Source organism: Pseudomonas gebzensis, assembly GCF_034427815.1.
GTDB lineage: Bacteria > Pseudomonadota > Gammaproteobacteria > Pseudomonadales > Pseudomonadaceae > Aquipseudomonas.
The window spans coordinates 561,915-583,544 of the sequence record NZ_JAXQNS010000002.1; the positions used below are offsets into that span (position 1 = coordinate 561,915).

At 65.0% G+C, this 21,630-nt stretch carries 16 protein-coding genes; 5 read left to right on the forward strand and 11 right to left on the reverse strand.

All coding sequences use genetic code 11. The annotated features are described in order from the left end of the window. The first annotated feature begins 325 nt into the window (after window positions 1-325). Together SJI00_RS06580 and SJI00_RS06585 are read left to right on the forward strand one after the other, a co-directional pair. Complete coding sequence (locus SJI00_RS06580; RefSeq protein ID WP_322460921.1) at window positions 326-661, forward strand: hypothetical protein; 336 nt, start codon at window positions 326-328, stop codon at window positions 659-661. A 63-nt stretch (window positions 662-724) separates the two neighbouring features. Further along, a complete protein-coding gene (locus SJI00_RS06585; protein ID WP_322460922.1) occupies window positions 725-1,870 on the forward strand; it encodes a PQQ-dependent sugar dehydrogenase in 1,146 nt (381 codons plus the stop codon). Between the two features lie 58 nt (window positions 1,871-1,928). Here the strand turns inward: SJI00_RS06585 and SJI00_RS06590 are convergent, their stop codons facing one another. From SJI00_RS06590 to SJI00_RS06615, 6 genes are all read right to left on the reverse strand, one after another. Further along, window positions 1,929-4,322: a response regulator gene (locus tag SJI00_RS06590; RefSeq protein ID WP_322460923.1), complete on the reverse strand. Its 2,394-nt coding sequence runs from the start codon at window positions 4,320-4,322 to the stop codon at window positions 1,929-1,931. 10 nt (window positions 4,323-4,332) lie between these two features. Next, window positions 4,333-4,794, reverse strand: coding sequence for a response regulator (locus tag SJI00_RS06595; protein ID WP_322460924.1), 462 nt, complete (start codon window positions 4,792-4,794; stop codon window positions 4,333-4,335). A 16-nt stretch (window positions 4,795-4,810) separates the two neighbouring features. After that, window positions 4,811-7,054 (reverse strand): ATP-binding protein, encoded by a 2,244-nt coding sequence (locus SJI00_RS06600; protein ID WP_322460925.1) that lies wholly within the window; start codon window positions 7,052-7,054, stop codon window positions 4,811-4,813. 388 nt (window positions 7,055-7,442) lie between these two features. After that, window positions 7,443-8,591, reverse strand: a complete 1,149-nt coding sequence (locus SJI00_RS06605; protein WP_322460926.1) for a M14 family metallopeptidase — start codon at window positions 8,589-8,591, stop codon at window positions 7,443-7,445. Window positions 8,592-8,632: 41 nt separating this feature from the next. After that, window positions 8,633-9,148, reverse strand: coding sequence for a DUF4880 domain-containing protein (locus tag SJI00_RS06610; RefSeq protein ID WP_322460927.1), 516 nt, complete (start codon window positions 9,146-9,148; stop codon window positions 8,633-8,635). Window positions 9,149-9,600: 452 nt separating this feature from the next. After that, window positions 9,601-9,906, reverse strand: coding sequence for a DUF6124 family protein (locus SJI00_RS06615; protein ID WP_322460928.1), 306 nt, complete (start codon window positions 9,904-9,906; stop codon window positions 9,601-9,603). Window positions 9,907-10,038: 132 nt separating this feature from the next. Between SJI00_RS06615 and SJI00_RS06620 the strand changes: the two genes are divergently transcribed. After that, window positions 10,039-10,701, forward strand: coding sequence for a helix-turn-helix domain-containing protein (locus SJI00_RS06620; RefSeq protein WP_322460929.1), 663 nt, complete (start codon window positions 10,039-10,041; stop codon window positions 10,699-10,701). A gap of 315 nt (window positions 10,702-11,016) precedes the next feature. Here the strand turns inward: SJI00_RS06620 and SJI00_RS06625 are convergent, their stop codons facing one another. The 4 genes from SJI00_RS06625 to SJI00_RS06640 form a co-directional block, all read right to left on the reverse strand. Continuing rightward, complete coding sequence (locus SJI00_RS06625; protein ID WP_322460930.1) at window positions 11,017-12,957, reverse strand: acetyl/propionyl/methylcrotonyl-CoA carboxylase subunit alpha; 1,941 nt, start codon at window positions 12,955-12,957, stop codon at window positions 11,017-11,019. Then, window positions 12,954-13,772, reverse strand: a complete 819-nt coding sequence (locus tag SJI00_RS06630) for a gamma-carboxygeranoyl-CoA hydratase (protein WP_322460931.1) — start codon at window positions 13,770-13,772, stop codon at window positions 12,954-12,956. Before SJI00_RS06630 ends, SJI00_RS06625 begins: the two co-directional genes overlap by 4 nt. Before the next feature lie 3 nt (window positions 13,773-13,775). Next, window positions 13,776-15,380: a carboxyl transferase domain-containing protein gene (locus tag SJI00_RS06635; protein WP_322460932.1), complete on the reverse strand. Its 1,605-nt coding sequence runs from the start codon at window positions 15,378-15,380 to the stop codon at window positions 13,776-13,778. A 118-nt stretch (window positions 15,381-15,498) separates the two neighbouring features. Beyond that, window positions 15,499-16,662: an isovaleryl-CoA dehydrogenase gene (locus SJI00_RS06640; RefSeq protein WP_322460933.1), complete on the reverse strand. Its 1,164-nt coding sequence runs from the start codon at window positions 16,660-16,662 to the stop codon at window positions 15,499-15,501. 229 nt (window positions 16,663-16,891) lie between these two features. Here SJI00_RS06640 and SJI00_RS06645 point away from each other — a divergent pair, with 229 nt between their 5' ends. Continuing rightward, window positions 16,892-18,592 carry an AMP-binding protein gene (locus SJI00_RS06645; RefSeq protein WP_322460934.1) on the forward strand — a complete coding sequence of 567 codons (1,701 nt, stop codon included), beginning with the start codon at window positions 16,892-16,894 and terminating at the stop codon, window positions 18,590-18,592. Between the two features lie 330 nt (window positions 18,593-18,922). Here SJI00_RS06645 and SJI00_RS06650 read toward each other — a convergent pair whose 3' ends face one another. After that, window positions 18,923-19,099: a hypothetical protein gene (locus tag SJI00_RS06650; RefSeq protein ID WP_322460935.1), complete on the reverse strand. Its 177-nt coding sequence runs from the start codon at window positions 19,097-19,099 to the stop codon at window positions 18,923-18,925. Window positions 19,100-19,240: 141 nt separating this feature from the next. Here SJI00_RS06650 and SJI00_RS06655 point away from each other — a divergent pair, with 141 nt between their 5' ends. Further along, window positions 19,241-21,259, forward strand: coding sequence for an alpha-1,4-glucan--maltose-1-phosphate maltosyltransferase (locus SJI00_RS06655; protein ID WP_322460936.1), 2,019 nt, complete (start codon window positions 19,241-19,243; stop codon window positions 21,257-21,259). Window positions 21,260-21,630: the final 371 nt, after the last annotated feature.

The following is a 21,630-nucleotide window of genomic DNA, read 5'->3' on the forward strand; positions in this document are numbered from 1 at the left end:
TGCAGGGCCGTGCGCTGTACTGCAGCGCCACCGGCGCGGCCTGACCAGCCACCCATGCACGTACTGCGCAGCGTCTCGGCATCGCGCTAGCCCACGGGCTCGCCTGCAAGGCCCGTGGCCAGCCATCGCCGGATCCGAGCAGCGGATCTTCAAGGCGAAACTGCACAAGGCGCCCCTGCACACGTGCTGAGCATCCGCCGAGGACGCCGGACGTTTGAAACATCACGAATCATCGCCACTCGATCTCGAAGGCTTTTCCACCGAACCTGTCGACGTTTCCGTCCTCCAACCTTCTGAGCACGATTTTTCGCACACGAGGTGGAGTATGCGTCTTAAAGCACTGCCAGCGCTGTTGTTCAGTTTCATGGTCAGCTTGCCTGCCGCCACCTTCGCTGGCCACCTGCAGGTGGCTGCCAACGAACGCATTCATTCACCCACCGCCAACCCCTATACAAGCCCGATCCAACGCGCTAATCCCAACAGCCGTCAGGGCAGCGCGCCGGCCGTGCCAGCGCCGCGCGGCCCGTCGACTCAGCCGCGCTTCGCCCCGCCGACCCTCGACAACCGTGGGGTCGGCAACGGCGACAACCTGCGCCGCGAGCAACGCACGCCCAACCTGGAGCCCACCCGCCCGCCGCGTGACACGCCGCGCGCGCCTTGAATCCCCCGCTGTGAACATCCCGCTAGCCCCCCACTGTGAACCTCTCACTCGAAGGAACCGAGCATGCTGCCACGTGTGTTGACCACCCTTACCGCCGCCGCCCTGTTTCCTCTGCTGGCCCATGCTGCCAGCGAACAGCGCCTGCCCAGCGAAGACGGCGAACTGATCGTCAATACTGTAGCTCAAGGGCTGCGCCAGCCTTGGGCCTTGGCGTTCCTGCCGGGCGGCACCGACATGCTGGTGACCGAGCGGCCGGGCAACCTGCGCATCATCAGCGCCGACGGCAAGGTGGGGCCGGCGATTTCAGGCGTGCCCAAGGTCTGGTACGAAGGGCAGGGCGGCTTGCTCGATGTGGTGCTGTCGCCGAGTTTCCCCAAGGACCGCACGGTGTATCTCTCCTTCGCCGAGGTCGGTGACGATGGCAAGGCCGGCACCGCTGTCGGGCGTGGACAGTTGTCCCAAGACCGCACGCGCCTGGAGCACTTCACGGTGATTTTCCGTCAGACGCCCAAGCTGTCTGAGGGCAATCACTTCGGCTCGCGCCTGGTATTCGACCGTGACGGCTTCTTGTTCATCGCCCTGGGGGAGAACAACCAGCGCGCCACCGCTCAGGATCTGGACAAGCTGCAGGGCAAGCTGGTGCGCATCCTGCCTGACGGTGAAGTGCCCAAGGACAACCCGTTCGTGGGCCAGGACAACGTCAAGCCGCAAATCTGGTCATTCGGCCACCGCAACCAGCAAGGCGCCGCACTGAACCCGTGGACCGGCAAGATCTGGACCCACGAACACGGCCCGCGCGGTGGCGACGAGATCAATATTCCGCAAGCCGGCAAGAACTACGGTTGGCCGATCGCCACCCATGGCATCAATTACTCCGGCCAACCGATCCCCGAGGCTCAAGGCAAGCACGTCGAGGGCATGCAGGACCCCCACCACGTGTGGGAGAAGTCGCCAGGTATCAGTGGCATGGCCTTCTACGACAACCCGACCTTCACCGCCTGGGACCACAACCTGTTCATCGGCGCGTTGGCGACCGAAGAGCTGATCCGTCTTCAGCTCAAGGGGGACAAGGTCGTGCATGAGGAGCGCATGCTGAGCGAGTTGAAAGCACGCATCCGTGACGTCCGGGTCGGGCCGGACGGCTACCTGTACGTGCTCACGGACGCCAAGGACGGCGTGTTGCTCAAGGTAGGCCTGGACGCGCGGTAAGCCTGGCGCCCGGTCGGGACAACGTTGCTCCCGACCCGGGCTGAGCGCAATCGACGCCTCAGGCGCTCGGCAGGCTCAGCAGATCCTTCAAGGCCTGCGCCAGTACCTGCGGCTGTACCGGCTTTTGCATCACCAGGCTGATCGGCAGGTCAAGGCCCTGCAGCTCGGCGTAACCGGTCAGGAAAATCACCGGCAGGTCCGGGAAACGTTCCCGTACCGCGCAGGCCAGTTGCCCACCGTTGAATTCCGGCATGGCGAAATCGGTGACCAGCACATCGATCTGATCATCCAGCAGGGCCAACGCCTGTTCGCCGCTGTGTGCCTGGCGCACACGGTAGCCGTACTGGCGCAGCACATCGCCCAGCAAGTCGCGCACCAGGTGGTCGTCGTCCACCAGCAGCACGCTGCGGCCCAGGCCGCTGTCCTCCAGCGCGCTGAGCGGCGGCGGCGCCACGCTGGGCTCGATTGCCGGCAGTTCGCGCACCGCAGGCAGGTACACGCTGACCTGCGTGCCCTTGCCCAGCGCGGTGTCGATCCGCACACCGCCGCCCGATTGCTTGGCGAAGCCAAACACCTGGGCCAGGCCCAGGCCGGAGCCCTTGCCGATGTCCTTGGTGGTGAAAAAGGGCTCGAATACCTTGGCCACCACCTCATCGCTCATGCCTGAGCCGGTGTCGCGGATGGCCAGCATCACATACTCGCCAGGCTCGGGATCTTCCGGGCGCCGGGCCGGTTCGCTGAGCAAGGTATTGCGTGTGGTCAGCACCAGTTGCCCACCATGGGGCATGGCATCGCGGGCGTTGATGGCCAGGTTGAGAATGATCATCTCGGTCTGGGTCGGGTCGGTCATTGCCTGCCACAGGTCAGGGTCGAGATCGAGGCGGACCGAAATATTGCCCCCCAAGGAGCGTTGCAGCAGATCTTCTACGCCATCGAGCGTGCGGTTGAGGTTCAGCGCCACCGGGTCCAGGCGCTGGCGGCGGGAGAAGGCCAGCAACTGCGCAGTGAGCTTGGCGCCCCGCTCGCCGGCCTCGCGGATGTGCTGCAAGCGTGAGCGGGCTTTGCTGAGGTCCTGCTTGTTCAGGTCGCGCTCCAGGAAGCTGGAGCCTGTGATGATTACCGTGAGCAGATTATTGAAGTCGTGGGCCACCCCGGCGGTGAGCTGGCCGACGGCTTCGAGGCGTTGCATCTGCTGCAAGGCCGCCTCGATACGCTCGCGCTCGGCGATCTGCTCGCGCAGGCGAGCGTTGGCGTCGGCCAGGCCCAGCGCCGACTCGCGCTCGCTGGTGATGTCGCGGGCCACCACATAGAGCAGGTTGTCTTCACGCACCACCACCCACGACAGCCAGCGTTGGTGGCCGCTGACATGCTGCACCCGCCCCACGAAGCGCGCATTGGTGCGGCCTTGCGCCAGCGCTGCCAGCTCGCTGAGGAACGCCTGTTGTTCGGGTTCGGGAATCAGTTGCAGCAGGGACGTCTGGCTCAGACGTTCGCGACTGATGCCCAGCGTGGCTTCCCAGGCCGGGTTGAGCGCCACCGGGGTCAGGTCGTTGTTCAACACCGCCAGCAAGTCCTGGGACAGCTCCCAGGCGCGGTCGCGCTCGCGGGTGCGGCGCTCGACGCGCTCGCCGAGCATTTCGTTGATCTGTTTCAGGCCCTGTGTGGCTTGGCGCTGCTGATGGATATCCTGCATCACCCCGGAAAAACGCACGCACTCGCCCTCGACGAAGCGTGCCTGGCCACTACTGAGCAACCAGTGGGGTTCTTGATGATCGGGGCGGGCGATACGAAATTCGGCGCGGTACTGGCCACCGCTGCCCGGCTGCATGGCCTCGTTGACGGCGGCGCGGACCTGTTCGAGGTCTTCGGGGTAGATGCCGTCGTAGAACATCTGCAAGGTCACATCGGTGTCCACGGGCAGGCCGAACAGCGCTTTGGCGCGTTCATCCCAGCGCAGGATGCCTTCTACCGGGCGCAGGTCCCAGGTGCCCATGCCCGCCGCATCGATGGCGATGCGTGCCCGTGCTTCGACGTCGGCCAGTGCTTCTTCGGCGGTATGCCGGCGCTGGCGCTCTTGCACCTCGGTCAAGGCCCGGCGCACTGCCTTGGGCAGCAGCGACAGGTTTTTCTTCAGCACATAGTCGGTGGCGCCCAGGCGGATCATCTCCACCGCATGTTCTTCGCCGTAGATGCCGGACAAGAAGATGAACGGGGTAGCGGGGGCCAGGCGCTGGGCGATGGCCAACACCTGCGTACCCGATGAGCTGGGCAGCACGCAGTCGCACAGGATCAGGTCGAAACCTTCTTCGAGCAGGGCGTTCTCCACGCCGGCATGGTCGAATACCAGCGTGGCCTGCATGTGCAGGCCACTGCGCTCCAGGCGCATCAGGGTCAGTTCGGCGTCCATCGAACTGTCTTCGACCAGCAGTAGTTTCAGCGACTTATCCTGCATCCAGTGGGCCTCAAGACGTGCTGCGGCGGGACAGGCGCAGCGAGCCGGGTGGCGGCTCGTTGAGCACGGCCCAGAACACCCCAAGGTCGGAGATGGCAGTGACGAACTCTTTGAATTCCACAGGTTTGACGACGTAGGCGTTGACGCCCAGCGCATAGGCACGCTGCAGGTCCGGCTCTTCGCGCGAGGAGGTCAGCATCACGGTCGGAATGCTGCGTAGCTCAGGCGTTGCACGCACCGCTTCGAGCACTTCCAGGCCGTCGACCTTCGGCAGTTTCAGGTCCAGCAGCAGGACGGCGGGGTTACCGTCGTCACGGTCGCTGTAGGCGTTGCGGCGCAGTAGGTAGTCAAGGGCGTCGGCGCCATCGCGGAGCACGATGACTTCATTGGCCAGCTGGCTACGCTCCAGCGCAACGAGGGTCAACTCCAAGTCTTTGGGGTTGTCTTCGACCAACAGAATGGGTTTGAGCATGATCGGTACGGTTCCCTCAAGCTTGCAGGGGGTGTAGGGGGAGGGCGAAATGGAACGTCGCGCCCTGGTCAATTTCGCCGTCGGCCCAGACACGGCCTTCGTGGCGCTCGACGATTCGGCGCACGCTGGCCAGGCCAATGCCGGTGCCTTCAAAGTCTTCCATGCGGTGCAGGCGCTGGAACACGCCAAACAGCTTGTTGGCATACGCCATGTCGAAGCCGACGCCATTGTCACGGACGAAGATCTCGACTTCATCGTCGTGCTCGTAGGCGCCGATTTCGATGCGCGCAGGCGTACGGCCACGCGTGTATTTGATGGCGTTGGAGATCAGGTTCTGCAACACCATGTTGATGAACGCCGGGTCAGCGATCACCTTGGGCAGCGGAGCGATGTCCCAGACGATGTCGCGGCCGGCGTAGTCGGGCGCGGACTCGGTGCGGATGGTGTCGACCAGCGCGTTGAGGTCGACATCGGACATGCGCAGCGCCGAGCGGCCCATCTGCGAGAAATTCAGCAGGTTGTCCACCAGCGTGCCGGCGAAATTGGCGGCTTCTTCGATGTGCTGCAGGAAGCGCTGGCCACGCTCGGAGAGGCTCTGCCCTTCGAACTCTCCCAGCAGCTCGCTGTAGCCGGCGATATGCCGCAGCGGCGCGCGCAGGTCGTGGGACACGCTGTAGGAAAACGCCTCAAGCTCTTTGTTGGAACGCTTGAGCTCGCCGGCCAGTTGCGCCAGCTCTTCGGCCTTGCGCAGCACGATCCCGAGCACGGCAATGCGCAGCTCCAGCACGCCTTCGATGATCAGTGGGTGCCAGGGCGTACAGAAACCGCGGATTTCTTCGTGCCAGAGCTCGAAACTGTGGCGCGGGCTGAGGCTGCCGGTGGTGTCGTCGATCAGTTTCTCAGGCCGCCCGGCCCAGTCGACCGTGCGCACTTGCTCGGCGCGGAACCACAGCAGGTAGTGCGAGTGGATCTGCGAAATGGCCACCGCCAGCACGCCGCCGACATGTTCGGCCAGCTCCGGTAGCAGTGGAATATCGCGGCGCACGTTATCAGTGTGGAACACGCCTTCATCGTCACGCTGGCTCAACCAGTGCACCAGCGCGAGCACGTGCGATTCGGGCGGCGTGCTGCCGATCAGGTCGCAGCGTTCGGCACTGATGATGGCAACACCGCTGGCACTGGCGAAATCGAGCATCACCTCAGGCAGTGCCAGCAAGCCTTCGCTGACACTGTCGCGGTCGGCCATGGACGACAGCATGCGCACGATGTGCCGACGCAGGTCGAGCAACTGGCGGGTATTGGTGTGCGACTCGCGTGACTCGATCTGCAGCGACAGCACGCTGGCCAGCAGTTCGCAGGCGGTGCGGGTCTGGAAATCGACCGGACGCGGCTCGGCGTGGTGACACGACACCAAGCCCCAGAGCTTGTTATCGACGACGATCGATAACGACATCGAGGCCAGGGTGCCCATGTTGCGCATGTACTGCAGGTGCACCGGCGAAACGCTGCGCAGGGCCGCAAAGCTCATGTCCAGCGGCTTGCCGGTCAGCGGATTGAGCGTGGGCAGCAGCGGCGACGGCTCATAGGTGGCGTCCTGGATCAAACGAATGCGGTTGATCCGGTACAGCTCGCGCGCCTGACGCGGAATGTCGGAGGCGGGAAAGCACAAGCCCAGGTAGCTGGGGTAGCCCGCGTCAACGGCTTCGGCGATGACCAGGCCGTTGCCCTCGGCGTCGAAACGGTAGGCCTTGACCCGGCCAAAACCGGTCAGGCGCTTGATCTGCTGCACCGATTGATCAAGCAGTTCTTCGAGGTTCGCCGCCTGGTGCAGGCTGCCGACGAAACTGCGCACCAACGGGTGGTAGTCAGCGCGGGTCGCAGCGCCGCAAGGCTCGAACTCGGCGATCAGGACCTGGTCGTGGCGATGCATCAGCAGGCGCAGGGGCTGGCTGTAGGGAGCCTCGGCGTGCAGGCGAACATCGGCGATGTGAAACGGGAAAATGTCGTCATCGGGTAGCTGTTGCAGGTGCGCCTCGACCTCGAACCCGCTCTCGAGCAATTCGGCCAAGGGCTGGTCAAGCAACTGCTGTGCGTCGCTGCCAAGCCAGCGCTGGGCATTCTCGCTGACCTGCACAACGCGCAAGGTCTGTTCGTCCAGCACCAGCATGAATCCCTGCGGCTGGATGCTGCCCGGAACTTGTATCGGCTCCTGGGCGCAGCGTTCGACCGCTTGGTCGAATGCACTCTGGGCAGTTGTCAATGAACACTCTCCGTGCGTGGCCACGTGGTCAGGCCGCTGCAGGTCAGAAAAAAGGGGGGAATAGTGCACCCACGTTATCAGAAAAGTCCGAATTGATCGTTGAAATGTGGCCATTTGAGGCCAGACATCGCCCTAGGTTCTACGTTGAGTAGGGTTTTGTACAAGTTTTTTTGAGAGTTGCGTGTGGCCGGGTCGATGAGGGCTTCTAGCGCGTGGGTCGTGGCGGGGTAGTGGGTTGTACACGGGCACCCCCGCCAGTTCGCCGAGCGTCCGGTTCAGGCGCGTTGGCCTGGGGGCGTGTCGAGGTGGCGGGGGTGGGTGGCGAGGCTGTGGCGGGGGCTGACAGCGCGCGGCATCGATGGGCGCGATACCGCGCGATCCGCTCGCCTCAGCGCAGCTCGTGCGTCAGGCTGCGCAGGGTGTCGAGCACCGCGGCTGCCAGCGCCTTGGAGCGTGCTCCGGACCAGCCAGTGCGCAGGTTGGGGGCGTCGTCATGGTCCTTGAAGGGCATCTCCAAGGTCAGTGACAGGCAGTCATGGGCGTGCCCAACGGCATTGGCGGCCAGGGTGAGGTTGGCCTGGCCAGGGGCGCTGCGGGCGTAGCCGTGTACTTGCTGGAAGTCTGCAGTGAGGGCGCACAAGGTGTCGCGAAAGTGGGCTTCCAGCGCGGCCAGGCGCGGCGTGTACTCCGGGTTGCCTTCGCAGGCGGCGGTGAACACGTGAGGAATTTCCTCGTCACCGTGCACGTCGACGAAGGCGTCGACGCCGTACTGCTTCATCTGGGCCTGGGCGAAGAACACTTCAGGGCTGCGCTCCAGGCTGGGGTCCTGCCAGGCACGGTTGAGGTCCTGGCCGGCGTAGTTGGTACGCAGGTGGCCATGGTAGGCGCCGTCCGGATTCATGTTGCAGATCAGGTAGAGGTCGGCGGCTGCAAGCAACTGCTGGACCTTGGTGTCGTTGTGCGCCAGGCAGTCGATCACGCCCTCCATGAACCACTCGGCCATGTGCTCGCCCGGGTGTTGCTGAGCGATCAGCCACAGCTTGCGTTTGCCCGGTGCGCCATCGCCCGCGCGCAGCAGCGGAATCTCCCGGCCCTGCACGCTGCGCCCGCTGGCCAGGAGGTTCACACCGGGGATGTGCAGGGCGCGTTCGATCAGCTGGTTATGACGGGCGCGTGGGTAAGGTTCGAAATAGGCGAGCCAGACCTGCGCCTGCTCGGCATCGAGGTCAATGTGCAAGGCTGTGCCGTCGAAGTGGCTGGGGACGCGGAACCAGGTCTGCTGGTCATAGGAACCCACCGCCTGATAGCCGGCCCAGGCAGCGGGGTAGGACGACTGGCTGGCGTTTTCCAGGCTGAAGCGATGGCGCTGCCCTGGCGTGAGCCCGCAGGCACTGAAGTGGAACCACTGGAAGTGGCCGCTGTGGGTATCCGGGCGAATGCCCAGGCGTACCTGGTGCGGGTGGCTGGCATCCACCACCTGGATGTTGCCGGAATCGAAGTCGCAGTCGATGTGCAGTGGGGGTAGCGTCACGGCCATTGCCAAGCTCCTCTGGCGTTATTGTGCCGGTACTGTACCCCTCAGGCCCACAGGCCGAAAGCCAGCAGCGTTGCAGCGGCCAGCCCCACCGCCAATGAACAGCCGCCGAGCGAAAGCGCTGCGCGGCCGTGTCGGTAGCTGCTGCGCTCGCCCAGCATGCGTGCGGGGGCGAGCAGGCTGCGCCAATGCAGTTCGGTGTCATGGAAGGCTTGCAGGTGCAGGGGCGAGGCGTCGAGCCAGCGGCGGAAGTCGATGCGTTCGCAGGCGGTCGCGGCGGGGCTTTGCAGTCTGATGTACCAGTGGCAGGCGTCACCCCTGCACCGGCTGCCCGGCGGCAGGCTGTTCAGCAGGGCCTGATTCATCAGTTTCTCGACACCACTCGCTGTCAGGCCCAGGCGCACGGCGATGTGGTTGAAGTCGAGCTGGTCCAGGCGATTGAGCAGGAACACTTGCAGGGTGCGGCGGGGAAGGCGCTTCAAACGTTGCAGCAGCACGTTGTGAGCGGATTCGGCGGCGGCCTGCGGGCGTTGTGCCAGCGGCAATGTCAGACGGCTCATGGACAGCTCCTTGCTCGGCAGGGGGTGGGGCATCTTCCGTGACGCGACGCGAGCTTAATCTAAACGAGATTGATTCTCAAGTGCTGATTCGGCAAAACCCCGCCGTAGACGTTCCCGAGCCCACAGGGCTTTGCTATGATCGGGCCATTCCAGCGGTAACCCATCTTCATTAGCCTGAAGAGCACCAAAAAAAAGACCCAGCAAAAGCTGGGTCAAAAACCGTGATTAGCCTGATGAGGAGATAATCAGAGTGCCCGACCTAAGGGCCTTCGGATTATCCAGCAGGTCTCTCGACCCGCTGAGTGCAATAATAATCGTTATCATTTGGCAGTCAAATGATTTTTAGCGATGCGGCGAAATAAAAACGCCTGAGCACTTCCTGGTTTCACGTTCGTCGGCGCATAGCCGGCGTTGGGCGGCGTGTTCGCCTAGCCTTCCTCTGTGTTCAGCGTTCAACCTTCCTGTGAATGGCGTTGCTCGAGCAGCGACCTGGCCATGTTGATCATGTGCATCAGGGCGTACATCACTTCCCGCACATTGCCTTGCTGATGACTGGCACTTTCGCATGCCGTCGCGGCAGCGCTGCGCAGCAGATTCATGACATGGGCGTCGATCATGTCGGGGGTCACATCGTCGCGGACGGTCCAGGGGGTGCGGTCGACGGCAGTGCTGGCCGCCGTGGGATTGAGGTAGTAGTCCAAGGCCCGGCGTGCGGCTTCGCTGTCTAAATCCTTATCAGAATATGTCGTAGGTTTCATCCTGTTACCAAATAGTGATTAACGGTGGGGGGAATGCCTCCCCACTATAGTACATAAGGTATTAGATGGATTTGTTACAAATAATACAATTTGTGTATTGAGCGCAACGGGCCAGTCAGTATCGTGCGGGCGATGGATAAATGGATCGCATTGGTAAAGCAGAAACTGCGCGAGCTGGGCCTGTCGCAAGAACAGCTGGCTGAACGCATCGGGGTCACTCAGGGCGGGGTTGGGCATTGGCTACGCGGCACGCGCACGCCCAAGGTCGACATGATGAACAAGGTGTTGGTGGCCCTGGGTATGCCGCACCTGCAGGTGTCGCTGCAGATTGCGCCTGTGAACACCATCGCCGAGCGTTCCGCCCAGTACGGCCCTGCAGACGCTGATGCGCAGGACGGCATCGCGTCGCAGTACATCCTGTGTTTCCAGTACCCGGTACTGGCTTGGGCCGAACTCGACGGCCCGCGTCCTTCCACCAGCATCGTCACCGAACAGACCGACTACTGCGCCCAGGGCCTGGCCTTCTGGTTGCGCGTCGAAGGTGATTTGATGAGTGCGACCACCGGCCCCAGTGTGCCGGAAAACATGCTGATTCTGGTCGATCCGGGTGTGCCTGCTGCACCCGGCAAGCTGGTCATTGCACGGCAGCAGGGGACGGCGGCCATGTTCCGGCAGCTGATCGAAGACGGCGGGCAACGGTTTCTCCGACCGCTCAACCCCACGTATCCCAAACTCTTGTGCGGCCATGACCTGGAGATCCTCGGCGTGGTGGTGCGGTCGCACGGCGTGCACTGATCGCACGGCCGCACGACTTGGAAGCGCATCAAAAGACAGGTGGCTCGGCTCATGCCAGTCGGTCAAGTGCTCGGGGCCGCTGTGCGGCCCATCGCGGCCGACCGGCCGCGCCAACAGACCTGCGCTATTTTCCGGCAGCCGTCGGTCCGGCGCTCCGTTCAGGCGCGATGGGCTGCCGGGCAGTCTCAACGGGTATCAACTCAGCGTCACTGATCGGCATCAGGCGGCTCGGCCACCTGATCGAGCCTCCCGTGGCAGTGGCTGGCGCGGCCAGCGGCCTTCAAACGCGGGTCGAAACGGCTGAGCACCGCTGTGCTATGCGCCGTCGCCGGCCTCCAGCGCCACCAGCAGGGTGCCCTCGCTGACCATATCGCCCTCCTTGCACAGCAGCGCACTGACCGTCCCTGCGTGCGGCGCGCGAATGCTGTGCTCCATCTTCATCGCCTCGAGGATGACCAGCGCCGCGCCGGCTTCAACCTGCTCACCCGGCGCCACTTGCACCCGCACGATGCTGCCGTTCATCGGCGCGCTCAGTCCTCCAGCCTGCGCGGTGTCGCCTTGGGCATGGCGGGCAGGGTCTACCGCGCGCAGGGGGTACCAGTCGTGTTGCCAGTGCAGGTACAGCGCATCGCCGCGGCGGATCGCCTGAGGCTCGCACAGCTGCGCGGCCGGGTAGGGCGACGCTGCGGCAGCGGCTGCGGGCAGTTCAACCACCCGCTCGACGCCTTCGCACTGCAGCGCCACCACACGGCGCGTGGGCAGACCCAGGCGCAGACCGCTGACAGCCGCCCAGGGCGAATCGGCGTCGTCGGCGCGCGGTGCAGCGCCAGCGTGCGCCAGCCACGCCTGCGCTGCCGACTGCCAGAACGCCTCCGGCAGCGCCTCGGCGGCGGGCAGCAGGTCGGCCTGGTGACGCGGGATGAACCCGGTGTCCAGCGCTGCCGAGGCAAATGCCGGGTGCGCCAGAATGCGTTGCACGAAACCCAGGTTGCTCTTCACCCCGCCAACCGCCATGCCGGCCAGCAGCGCCAGCAAGCGCTGGCGTGCCTGCTCACGGTCCTCGCCCCAGGCAATCAGCTTGCCCAGCATGGGGTCGTAGTAGGGCGACACCTCATCCCCCTCGCTGACCCCGCTGTCGATGCGCTGCCCTGGGCCCAGCAGTGGCTCGCGGTACAGCGCCAGGGTGCCAGTGGAAGGCAAGAAATCGTGCGCCGGGTCCTCGGCGTACAGGCGCACTTCGATGGCATGCCCGCGCAGCGGCACGTCGGCCTGGCGCAGCGGCAGCGGCTCGCCGCAGGCCACGCGAATCTGCCAAGCCACCAGGTCCAGCCCGGTAATGGCTTCAGTGACCGGATGCTCGACCTGCAGGCGCGTGTTCATCTCCATGAAGAAAAAGTCGCCGCGGGCATCGAGCAGAAACTCCACCGTACCGGCACCGACATAGCCGATGGCCTGCGCCGCGCGCACCGCCGCCTCACCCATGGCCTGGCGCAGCGCCGCCGAGAGCCCTGGCGCCGGCGCTTCTTCGACGACCTTCTGGTGCCGGCGCTGGATCGAGCAGTCCCGTTCATTGAGGTACAGACACTGCCCGTGCTGGTCAGCGAAGACCTGGATTTCTATGTGGCGCGGTTGCAGCACGTACTTTTCCACCAGCATTCGCGCATCGCCGAACGAGGAGCGCGCCTCGCGCTGCGCTGAGGCCAGCGCCTGCGCCAGTTGGCCCTCGTCTTCGACCACCTTCATGCCCTTGCCACCGCCACCGGCGCTGGCCTTGAGCAGCACCGGGTAGCCGATGCGCGCGGCCGCCTCGCGAAAGGTTTCAAGGCTTTGCGCAGCGCCGTGGTAGCCCGGTACCAGCGGAACGCCGGCCTGCTCCATCAGCGCCTTGGCCGCCGATTTGCTGCCCATCGCCTCGATGGCACTGGCCGGAGGGCCGAGGAAGATCAGCCCAGCCTCGGCGATGGCCTGGGCGAAGCCGGCATTTTCCGAGAGAAAGCCATAGCCGGGGTGGATCGCCTGGGCACCGCTGGCGCGGGCGGCGGCCAGCAGCTTGTCGATGTCCAGGTAGCTGTCGGCCGCTTTAGCGCCGCCCAGATCAAGCCGGATGTCGGCCTCGCGCACATGCCGGGCCGTGCGGTCGATGGCGCTGTGCACAGCGACGGTGGTCAGGCCCATGGCCTTGGCCGTGCGCATGATGCGGCAGGCGATCTCGCCACGGTTGGCGACCAGCAGCGTGGTCAGCGGGGTCTGGCTCATGAGCGGGGCTCCGGCTCGGTGGGGACGGCCTGCCAGGTGGGCGGGCGTTTGTGCAGAAACGCATGCAGGCCTTCCTGGCCTTCGGCGCTGACACGGATCTGCGCGATGCACTGCTCGCACGCAGCACGCACGGTGGGCGATGGCGCTGCGCCGTCGACCTGTTGCAGCAGCGCCTTGCTGGCACGCATGGCCTGTGGGCTGTTGAGCAGCAGGTTGCTGACCCAGCTCTCGACCGCTGCCTCAAGCGTGTCGGCGGGGTACACCTCGGCCAGCAGGCCCAGCTCCCGCGCGCGCAGGCCGTTGAAGCGTTCGGCGCTCAGCGCATAGCGCCGCGCGGCGCGTGCGCCAATGGCCGCCACCACGAACGGGCTGATCACCGCTGGCGCCAGGCCGATACGCACCTCCGACAGGCATACCTGCGCGTCCTCGGCGCCGATGGCGAAATCGCAGCAACTGATCAGCCCAACCGCGCCGCCGAAGGCTGCGCCCTGTACCACGGCCAGGGTCGGCATCGGCAGCGCGTGCAGGCGGTACATCAGCTCGCCCAGCGCCTGGGCATCGCTCAGGTTGTGCGCCAGGTCCAGCTGCACCGACTGCTGCATCCACAGCAGATCGGCGCCGGCGCTGAAATGTCGACCACGGCCGCGCAGCAGGAGAAACCGCAGGTCGCCAGCGTCTGCCAGCTGCGTCAGAACGCTGACCAGCTCACCGATCATCTGCCCATTGAAGGCGTTGTGCTTGTCAGCGCGGTTGAGCCACAGGGTGGCGAAACCGCGCCGGTCTCGAATCAGTTCAAGGGTGCTGAGGTCGCTCATGGGTCACATCCGGAAAATGCCGAAACGGCTGGGCGCGATCGGCGCATTGTGGGCGGCGCTCAGGGCCAGGGCCAACACGTCGCGGGTCTGCGCCGGGTCGATGACGCCGTCGTCCCACAGCCGTGCGCTGGAGTAGTAGGGGTGCCCCTGGCGCTCATACTGTTCGAGGATCGGCTGGCGCAGGCGCGTTTCGGCCTCGTCGTCGAATGCCTCGCCACTGCGCAGGCTTTGCTCGCGCTTGACCTGCACCAGCACGCCGGCCGCCTGCTCGGCGCCCATCACGCCGATCCGCGCGTTCGGCCACATCCACAGAAAGCGCGGGTCGTAGGCGCGGCCGCACATCCCGTAGTTGCCGGCTCCAAAACTGCCGCCGATGATCACGGTGAATTTCGGCACCTGTGCGCAGGCCACCGCGGTGACCAGCTTGGCGCCATGCTTGGCGATGCCGCCTTCTTCGTATTTCTTGCCGACCATGAAGCCGGTGATGTTCTGCAGGAACAGCAGCGCAATGCCGCGCTGGCAGGCCAGCTCGATGAAGTGCGCGCCCTTCTGCGCGGCCTCTGCGAAGAGGATGCCGTTGTTTGCCAGGATGGCGATCGGATAGCCGTGCAGGTGCGCGAAACCGCAGACCAGGGTGGTGCCAAACAATGCCTTGAATTCATCGAACTGCGAGCCGTCGACCAGCCGCGCAATCACTTCACGCACATCGAAGGGCTGCTTGGCGTCGGCCGGCACCACGCCATACAGCTGTTCGGCGTCGAGCAGCGGCGGGCGTGGCGCCTGGCACTGCGACTGGCCCTGCTTGCGCCAGTTCAGGTTGGCCACGCAGCGCCGCGCCAGGGCCAGGGCGTGTTCGTCGTTCTCGGCGTAGTGGTCGGCCACGCCGCTGGTGCGGCAATGCACGTCGGCACCGCCCAGGTCTTCGGCGCTGACCACTTCGCCGGTGGCCGCTTTTACCAGGGGTGGGCCGGCAAGGAAGATGGTCGCCTGCTGGCGCACCATGATGGCCTCGTCGGCCATCGCTGGCACATAGGCCCCGCCTGCGGTGCACGAGCCCATGACCACGGCGATCTGGGCGATGCCTTGGGCGCTCATGTTGGCCTGATTGAAGAAGATTCGCCCGAAGTGCTCGCGGTCAGGAAACACCTCGTCCTGGCGTGGCAGGTTGGCGCCGCCTGAGTCCACCAGGTAGATACAGGGCAGGCGGTTTTCCTGGGCGATGGCCTGGGCGCGCAGGTGTTTTTTTACGGTGAGCGGGTAGTACGAGCCGCCCTTGACCGTGGCGTCGTTGGCCACGATCAGGCACTCCACGCCTTCAACTCGGCCAATGCCGGCGACCAGGCCTGCGCCGGGGACGTCCTCGCCGTACACCTCGTGGGCCGCCAGTTGGCCGATTTCCAGAAACGGCGAGCCTGGGTCGAGCAAGCGGTCGATCCGCTCGCGCGGCAGCAATTTGCCACGCGCGATGTGTCGCGCCTGCGCCTGCTCGCCGCCGCCCTGGCTGATGTGCGCGAGCAGGGCGCGCAAGGCTTCGACCTGCGCCAGCATCGCGTCGCGATTGCGCGCAAAGTCCGGTGAATTCACGTTTAGCTGAGACTTCAAGATCATCGTTGGCCTCTTGGGCGCGGCACGCTGTTGACCGCGAGTTGCGAGCGGATGGGGGAGGGGCTGTGACAGGCATATGAGTGGGCGATGCACCGCGGCTCGCTTGCCGCTCACCGCTGACTCAGCGCGTCTCGTTGAACAGCTCACGGCCGATCAGCATCCGCCGAATCTCGCTGGTGCCGGCGCCGATTTCATACAGCTTGGCGTCGCGCAGCAGGCGTCCGGCAGGGAATTCGTTGATGTAGCCATTGCCGCCCAGAATCTGGATGGCCTCCAGCGCCATCTGCGTAGCACGCTCGGCGGTGTAGAGGATTACCCCCGCGGCGTCCTTGCGCGTGGTCTCGCCACGGTCGCAGGCTTGGGCCACGGCATACAGGTAGGCGCGGCTGGCGTTGAGTTGGGTGTACAGGTCCGCCACCTTGCCCTGGATCAGCTGGAATTCCCCGATGCTCTGGCCGAACTGCTTGCGGTCATGGATGTACGGAACGATCAGGTCCAGGCAGCTCTGCATGATCCCGGTCGGGCCACCGGCCAGCACCACGCGCTCGTAGTCCAGGCCGCTCATCAGCACTCGCACCCCGCCGTTGAGCTGGCCGAGAATGTTCTGCTCGGGCACTTCGACGTCATCGAAGAACAGCTCGCAGGTGTTGGAGCCGCGCATGCCCAGCTTGTCGAACTTGGGGCTGCGGCTGAAACCGGTCCAGTCGCGTTCGACAATGAACGCGGTGATGCCGTGGGCGCCCTTGTCCAGGTCGGTCTTGGCGTAGATCACATAGGTGTGGGCGTCGGGGCCGTTGGTGATCCAGGTCTTGCTGCCATTGAGCACGTAGTGGTCGCCGCGCTTGTCAGCCCGCAGTTTCATCGACACCACGTCCGAGCCCGCATTGGGCTCGCTCATGGCCAGAGCGCCGACGTGTTCGCCGCTGATCAGCTTGGGCAGGTACTGGCGCTTCTGCGCGTCGGTGCCGTTGCGGTTGATCTGGTTCACGCAAAGGTTGGAGTGCGCCCCATATGACAGCGCCACCGAGGCCGAGCCGCGGCTGATTTCTTCCATCACCAGCACATGCGCGAGGTAGCCCAGGCCGGCGCCGCCGAATGCTTCCGGCACCGTTACGCCCAGCAGGCCCATGTCGCCGAACTTGCGCCACAGGTCGGCGGGGAAGAGGTTGTCCTGGTCGATTTGCGCGGCGCGTGGCGCGATTTCGGCAGCGACGAAGGCGCGCACATGGTCGCGCAGCATGTCGAGGGTTTCGCCCAGGGCAAAGTTGAGTGAGGTGTAGTACATACAGGGCACCTTGTTGTTCTTGAAAGAGGTCAGCGACGCTGGACAGCCTGGACGCAACCGAGCAGGCGCTCTGCGCGGCAGGTCTCACCTTTACGTTAACGTAAACGTGGTCTGCGCGACTGTCAATGTGCCGGGTGACCTTTACGTTAACGGAATCCTGAGCCAGAGTTGTCACGCTGCCTGCGCCATCCGGCGCCTCCTTCCAGAACAATCACAAGAAGGGACATCCATGCGTCAACTCAGCTACAGCCGTGGCCTTCAGGACTGCCCGCTGCTCGATCAGACCCTCGGCCAGGCCTTCGACCTCACGGCCGCCGCCCACCCGCACCGCGAAGCCCTGGTCGTGCGCCACCAGGGCCTTCGCTACACCTGGCGCGAGCTGGCCGAGACCGTCGACCAACACGCCCGCGCGCTGATGGCGCTGGGCGTCGAGGCCGGCGAGCGCATCGGCATCTGGGCGCCCAACGGCGCGCAGTGGTGCATTCTGCAGATCGCCAGCGCCCAGATCGGCGCGATCCTGGTCACCATCAACCCAGCCTATCGGGCCAGTGAACTGGAGTTCGTCCTGCGCCAGTCCGGCTGCCGCTGGCTGGTCTGCGCCGACGCCTTCAAGACATCCGACTACCACGCGATGCTCAGCGCGCTGATCCCCACGCTCGCGACCCAGCCGGCCGGCAGTTGGCGCAGCGACGCCCTGCCCGAACTGCGCGGCATCATCAGCCTGGCCGAGCAGCCGCCGTGTGGCTTCATTGCCTGGGCGAGCCTTGCGCAGCGGGCAGGGCAGGTCGACCTCGCCGTCTATCAGGCGCGCAAGGCCGGGCTGCATCCCGACCAGGCGCTGAACATCCAGTACACCTCCGGCACCACCGGCGCCCCGAAAGGCGCCACCCTCAGCCACCGCAACATCCTCAACAACGGCTACATGGTCGGCCAGAGCCTGGGCCTGACCGCCCACGACCGCATGGTCATTCCCGTGCCGCTGTACCACTGCTTTGGCATGGTCATGGGTAACCTGGGCTGCATCACCCACGCCAGCACCATGATTTACCCCAATGCTGCCTTCGACGCCGAACTGACCTTGCGCTGCGTCGCCGAGGAGCGCGCCAGCATCCTCTATGGCGTACCCACCATGTTCATCGCCATGCTCGACCACCCCGTGCGCTGCCAGCTGGACCTCTCGACCCTGCGCAGCGGCATCATGGCCGGCGCCACCTGCCCGATCGAAGTCATGCGCAAGGTCATCGAGCACCTGCACATGGCCCAGGTGCAGATCGCCTACGGCATGACCGAGACCAGCCCGGTGTCGCTGCAGACCGGCGCCGAGGATGAGCTGGAGCGCCGCGTCACCACCGTCGGCCGCACCCAGCCGCACCTGGAAACCCAGCTGCTGGACGCCGAGGGTGCGGTCGTACCGCGCGGCGAGATCGGCGAGCTGTGCACCCGCGGCTACAGCGTCATGCTCGGCTACTGGGACAACCCTCAGGCCAGCGCCGAGGCGATCGATAACGATGGCTGGATGCACAGCGGCGACCTGGCGGTGATGGACGAGGCGGGCTATGTACGCATCGTCGGGCGCAGCAAGGACATGATCATTCGCGGCGGCGAGAACGTGTACCCGCGTGAGCTCGAAGAGTTCCTGCATACCCATCCCGCCATCGCCGAAGCGCAGGTGGTCGGCGTGCCGTGCAGCCGCTATGGCGAGGAGATCGTGGCGTGGATCAGGCTGCACCCAGGGCATGCGCTCGACCCGGACACCCTGCACGCCTGGTGCAAGGCGCGTATCGCGCATTTCAAGGTGCCGCGGCATTTTCGTTTCGTGGAGCACTTCCCCATGACGGTCACGGGCAAGGTGCAGAAGTTTCGGATGCGCGAGGTGAGTATCGAGCTGTTGGCGCGCGAGGGCAGCCTTGGTTTGTCGCGCGAGGTGTGAACGTTTGAGGCGCGGGCGGTCCGCGATAGCTGAGCCCCTGAGCCCCTGAGCCCCTGAGCCCCTGAGCCCCTGAGGCGCTACCGCTGCACCTGGTGATACGTGAGCGCCCGAAACGTGAGTGGCTCGCCTTCGCCCTGCCTCACGCTGGGGTGCAGCGGCAGGTTCAACTTGCTAGAAATGCCCCACCTGCCCAGGCGCGACGCCCGGGCTGTGTGTCCACCTTGCAGACGTCTTGTGTGAACACGTTTCGTTCAGAGCCTCAGCGACAGCGCCTGGCAGAGCCTCCAGCGCCTGACCAGGCCAAGGGTCGTGCCTGTCACGTCAACGCCGTCACACCTGCCCCGCCTTCATCGGCGGCTCTTCGGGTGGCGGATCGCCTACCGTCGGCGGCACGGTGGGTTGCACTGGCACACCCTCAGGCTCTCCCTCCGGCACCGGCTCGGGCGGCGGCAAGGTGGGATCATCGATATTCGGATCAGGCGTTTTTCCAGGCTGTGGCAGGGTCATCGCGTCACCTCGCAAGGTTTAATGATCGGGTCGCCCTGGTTATGACCCCGGCGGCGCTTTCACAGCTCAATGTTTTTTGAACCCTGCCGCGTGCCAGCAGCTCTCAACCTCCACCGCCTCAGTCTCAGGGAGCAAGGTCCGATGTCACGTAACGAGCCTTTTGAAAGCGTGCCCATGGCGAACGATCACCCGCAGCAGGCGATCAGCCTGGCCCAAGCCTTGATGGCGCCGCGGATCGTGATCGAAGACATCCAGCCGACCCTCGATGGCGGTGCGTTCGCCGCCAAGGCCGTGGCCGGGCAACCGGTGCCGGTCAGTGCCAAGGTGTACAGCGATGGCCACGACAAGCTCGCAGTGGTGCTGCACTGGCGCGCCGCCGGCGATGAACACTGGCACAGCACCAGCTTGATCAGCCTGGGCAATGATCTGTGGAGTGGCGAGTTCACCCCTCAGGCGCCGGGTGTGCACAGCTTCTGCCTGGAGGCCTGGATCGATCCGTTCGCCACCTTCTGCTACGACCTGGAAAAGAAGTACCAGGCGGGTGTCGACATCGGCCTTGAGTTGCAGGAAGGCCAGACGATGCTCGGCCAGGCCGCCGACCGTTGTCAGCCCGAGCTGCAACAGCGTCTGCAGCAGGTGCGTGAGCAGCTGAACGGGTTGTCCAGTGGTGAGCAGGTGGCCATGTACTTGCACCCCGACACCACCCTGCTGATGACCGAAGCCGAGCATCGCAGTTACCTCACCCGCAGCGCCGAGCTGCCGTTGGACGTCGATCGCGAGGCGGCATTGTTCGCCAGCTGGTACGAGCTGTTTCCGCGCTCGATCACCGACGACAAGGCCCGTCACGGCACCTTCAATGACGTGCACGCGCGCCTGCCGATGATCCGTGACATGGGCTTTGACGTGTTGTACTTCCCGCCGATCCATCCCATCGGCCGCAGCCATCGCAAGGGGCCGAACAACTCCTTGCAGGCCGGGCAGGATGATCCGGGCAGCCCGTATGCCATCGGCAGCGCCGACGGCGGTCACGATGCCATCCACCCACAACTGGGCGACCGTGAAGACTTCCGTCGCCTGGTGGCCGCCGCTGCCGAGCATGGCTTGGAAATCGCCCTGGACTTCGCCATCCAGTGCTCCCAGGACCACCCCTGGTTGCAGGAACACCCCGGCTGGTTCAGCTGGCGCCCCGACGGCACCATCCGTTACGCCGAGAACCCGCCCAAGAAATACCAGGACATCGTCAACGTCGATTTCTATGCCGCAGACGCCGTTCCGTCGCTGTGGATCGCCCTGCGCGATGTGGTGATCGGCTGGGTCGAGGAGGGCGTGAAGACCTTCCGCGTCGACAACCCGCACACCAAACCTCTGCCCTTCTGGCAGTGGCTGATCGCCAATGTGCGCAGCCAGTACCCGGACGTGCTGTTCCTCGCCGAAGCCTTCACCAAGCCGGCGATGATGGCCCGCCTGGGCAAGGTCGGTTACGCGCAGAGCTACACCTATTTCACCTGGCGCAACACCAAAGAAGAGCTGCGCGAGTACTTCGAGCAGCTCAATCAGCCGCCATGGCGCGACTGCTACCGGCCCAATTTCTTCGTCAACACGCCTGACATCAACCCGTTCTTCCTGCAGCAGTCGGGCCGGGCCGGGTTCCTCATCCGCGCGGCACTGGCGACCATGGGCTCGGGGCTGTGGGGCATGTATTCAGGCTTTGAGCTGTGCGAAGGCGCGGGCTTGCCGGGCAAGGAGGAATACCTCGACTCGGAGAAATACGAGATTCGCCCGCGCGATTTCACCGCGCCCGGCAACATCATCGCCGAGATCGCCCAGCTCAACCGCATTCGCCGGCAGAACCGGGCGCTGCAGACCCACCTGGGCGTGACGTTCCTGCACTGCTGGAACGACAACATCCTGTATTTCGCCAAGCGCACCACCGAACGCGACAACTACATTCTGGTGGCCATCAGCCTGGATCCGCACAACGTGCAGGAGGCCAATTTCGAGCTGCCCTTGTGGGAACTGGGCTTGGATGACAACGCTGAAACTCAGGGTGAAGACCTGATGAACGGGCATCGCTGGACCTGGCATGGCAAGAATCAGTGGATGCGCATCGATCCCAATTATCAGCCGTTCGGGATCTGGCGGATCAGTGCTGGGGAGTAACGCAGGGCGCGTGAGTGACCGCATCGGGCTGTGGGGAGGCAGGGTTGCCGTTTTTCGCTGCCAAGCCCGCCCTGTCCACTGCACGGTACGCAAGGGCAGCCTGCCCGAGGTGGGAGCGACTGCAGTCGCGATGGGCTGCGCGAAGCAGCCCCCACTGGCTGCAACCGCGCGTCATCGGCTGGGAAGCGTTGCCTGAATTCGCAACAGCGTCGCCGCCCTGCGCGGCTGACCGCGACGCCGGACCGGCAGCGCCTGCAAGGTCTCGCAATTGGCTTGTACAGGGGGTCTGCAAGTGAACGAATCGACACCGTTGCAAGGCAACATCCCAGCGTGATGCAGCCTGAGCCACCGGCGCAGCGCATGGCGAGCGC

What these genes read in the sequence shown, in the direction of transcription:
- SJI00_RS06645 (WP_322460934.1), top strand. Translation starts at nt 16,892, where the DNA reads ATGCGTCAACTCAGCTACAGCCGTGGCCTTCAGGACTGCCCGCTGCTC.
- SJI00_RS06580 (WP_322460921.1), top strand. Translation starts at nt 326, where the DNA reads ATGCGTCTTAAAGCACTGCCAGCGCTGTTGTTCAGTTTCATGGTCAGC.
- SJI00_RS06590 (WP_322460923.1), bottom strand. Translation starts at nt 4,322, where the DNA reads ATGCAGGATAAGTCGCTGAAACTACTGCTGGTCGAAGACAGTTCGATG.
- SJI00_RS06635 (WP_322460932.1), bottom strand. Translation starts at nt 15,380, where the DNA reads ATGATCTTGAAGTCTCAGCTAAACGTGAATTCACCGGACTTTGCGCGC.
- SJI00_RS06615 (WP_322460928.1), bottom strand. Translation starts at nt 9,906, where the DNA reads ATGAAACCTACGACATATTCTGATAAGGATTTAGACAGCGAAGCCGCA.
- SJI00_RS06630 (WP_322460931.1), bottom strand. Translation starts at nt 13,772, where the DNA reads ATGAGCGACCTCAGCACCCTTGAACTGATTCGAGACCGGCGCGGTTTC.
- SJI00_RS06655 (WP_322460936.1), top strand. Translation starts at nt 19,241, where the DNA reads ATGTCACGTAACGAGCCTTTTGAAAGCGTGCCCATGGCGAACGATCAC.
- SJI00_RS06625 (WP_322460930.1), bottom strand. Translation starts at nt 12,957, where the DNA reads ATGAGCCAGACCCCGCTGACCACGCTGCTGGTCGCCAACCGTGGCGAG.
- SJI00_RS06650 (WP_322460935.1), bottom strand. Translation starts at nt 19,099, where the DNA reads ATGACCCTGCCACAGCCTGGAAAAACGCCTGATCCGAATATCGATGAT.
- SJI00_RS06620 (WP_322460929.1), top strand. Translation starts at nt 10,039, where the DNA reads ATGGATAAATGGATCGCATTGGTAAAGCAGAAACTGCGCGAGCTGGGC.
- SJI00_RS06605 (WP_322460926.1), bottom strand. Translation starts at nt 8,591, where the DNA reads ATGGCCGTGACGCTACCCCCACTGCACATCGACTGCGACTTCGATTCC.
- SJI00_RS06595 (WP_322460924.1), bottom strand. Translation starts at nt 4,794, where the DNA reads ATGCTCAAACCCATTCTGTTGGTCGAAGACAACCCCAAAGACTTGGAG.
- SJI00_RS06640 (WP_322460933.1), bottom strand. Translation starts at nt 16,662, where the DNA reads ATGTACTACACCTCACTCAACTTTGCCCTGGGCGAAACCCTCGACATG.
- SJI00_RS06585 (WP_322460922.1), top strand. Translation starts at nt 725, where the DNA reads ATGCTGCCACGTGTGTTGACCACCCTTACCGCCGCCGCCCTGTTTCCT.
- SJI00_RS06610 (WP_322460927.1), bottom strand. Translation starts at nt 9,148, where the DNA reads ATGAGCCGTCTGACATTGCCGCTGGCACAACGCCCGCAGGCCGCCGCC.